A 1,800-nucleotide genomic window follows, 5' to 3' on the forward strand; every position below is an offset into this window, starting at 1 on the left:
CCGCGGGATGTGGATCGCCTCGGTCCAGAACGTCGACTGGCCTTCGCGGACCGGCCTGTCGGCGGCGCGGCAGCGCGCCGAGCTCACCGCCCTCTACGACACCGCGGTCGAGCGCCGCCTGAACGCGGTGGTGCTCCAGGTCAGGCCCACCGCCGACGCCATGTGGCCCGGAGCCCGGGAGCCGTGGTCGCAGTGGCTGACCGGGGTGCAGGGCGGCGATCCGGGCTGGGACCCGCTGGGCACGGCCGTCGCCGAAGCGCGCGCCCGCGGGCTGGAGTTCCACGCCTGGTTCAACCCGTACCGGGTGGCCAACACCCACGCCGACCCGGCCCGCCTCGCGGCCTCGCACCCGGCGCGCCGCAACCCCGGCTGGACGGTGGCGTACGGGGGCAAGCTGTACTACAACCCGGGGCTGCCCGAGGTGCGGGCCTTCGTCCAGGAGGCCATGCTCGACGCGGTGTCCCGCTACGAGGTGGACGGCGTCCACTGGGACGACTACTTCTACCCCTACCCCGTCGCCGGCGAGGCCTTCGACGACGACGACGCGTACGCCCGCCACGGCGGCGGCTTCCCCTCGCGGGCCGACTGGCGCCGCCACAACACCGACGCCCTGGTCCGCGAGATGGCGGAGCGCGTCCGCACCGTCCGTCCCTCGGCGCGCTTCGGCATCAGCCCCTTCGCGGTGTGGCGCAACCGGGACAGGGACCCGCTCGGCTCGGACACGCAGACGCTGGGCACGTACGACGACCTGTACGCGGACACCCGCAAGTGGGTGCGGGAGGGCTGGGTCGACTACGTCGTCCCGCAGGTGTACTGGCACATCGGCCACCCGACCGCCGACTACGCGAAGATCGTCCCCTGGTGGGCGCAGACCGTCGCCGGCACCGGCGTCGACCTCTACATCGGGGAGGGGCTGTACCGCTGCGACCCGCAGAGCGCGACCGCGGCGTGGCGCGACCCGGAGGAGCTGACCCGGCACGTGGCGCTCGCCAAGCGGTACGCCGAGGTCCGCGGCCACTGCTACTTCTCCGCGCAGCAGGTGGTCGCGGACCCCACGGGGGCGTTGGCGCGGGTCGTCGCGGACCACTACCCGACTGCGGTGCCGCCGCGCTGAGCCGCCCCGGTCAGTGCCCGGGTTCCGCTGGGTGCTTCACCACGCAGTCGGGGCCCGGGGACATGACGGCCTCGTGGCCGTCCGCGAAACGGACCCGGTAAGGGGGGTTGCCGTTCTCGCCCAGCACCTGAGTGATCTCGCCGACCTTGTCGTGCTGCCCCACGATCCTGCCGTGTTGCACGAGCTGGTCGCCCTCGGTCGCGCGCATGCTGACCTCCTCCGAGGCGGTCTGGATCCGGTGACAGCAGTTTACGGCGATTCATCCTGATTGAGCCCGCTGGGTCACGGCGATGCAGACCAGCACCGCGCAGGCCGCGGCGGGCGCGGCCGGGGAGAGCTGCTCGCCCAGCAGCGCCACCGACCACAGCAGGGTCAGCAACGGCTGGGCGAGCTGGAGCTGGCTCGCACGCGGGGCGCCGATCTCCGCCATCCCGCGGTACCACACGTACAGGCCGAGGAACGTGGAGCCTGCGGCCGCCCACAGCAGGCCCGCCACGCCGTGGACACCGAGGTGCACCGGCTCGTACGCGAGCCCGACCGCGGCTCCCGCCAGGTTGAGGGGCAGGCACGCCACCAGCGCCCAGCCGATGACCTGCCAGCCGGGCAGGTCGCGGGCCAGCCGGCCGCCCTCGGTGTAGCCGGCCGCGCAGGCGAGCAGGGCGGCGAAGAGGTAGCCGTCGCCGGCG

General features: G+C 73.8%; 3 protein-coding genes. 1 reads left to right on the forward strand and 2 read right to left on the reverse strand.

What is annotated here, in order from left to right; genetic code table 11:
* Positions 1-1,114 (forward strand): glycoside hydrolase family 10 protein (locus EF903_RS32275; protein ID WP_260616218.1); only part of this gene is annotated, 1,114 nt, incomplete at its 5' end.
* Positions 1,115-1,124: 10 nt separating this feature from the next.
* Here EF903_RS32275 and EF903_RS32280 read toward each other — a convergent pair.
* Together EF903_RS32280 and EF903_RS32285 are read right to left on the reverse strand one after the other, a co-directional pair.
* Complete coding sequence (locus tag EF903_RS32280; protein WP_114056839.1) at positions 1,125-1,322, reverse strand: DUF1918 domain-containing protein; 198 nt, start codon at positions 1,320-1,322, stop codon at positions 1,125-1,127.
* Positions 1,323-1,373: 51 nt separating this feature from the next.
* A partial coding sequence (locus tag EF903_RS32285; RefSeq protein ID WP_148142647.1) for a DMT family transporter occupies positions 1,374-1,800 on the reverse strand: 427 nt, incomplete at its 5' end.

This window comes from Streptomyces sp. WAC05292, assembly GCF_003949955.1.
Taxonomy (GTDB): Bacteria; Actinomycetota; Actinomycetes; order Streptomycetales; family Streptomycetaceae; genus Streptomyces; species Streptomyces globosus.

Excerpts from the sequence above, each read along its gene's own strand:
- EF903_RS32280 (WP_114056839.1), bottom strand. The coding sequence starts at position 1,322 with ATGCGCGCGACCGAGGGCGACCAGCTCGTGCAACACGGCAGGATCGTG.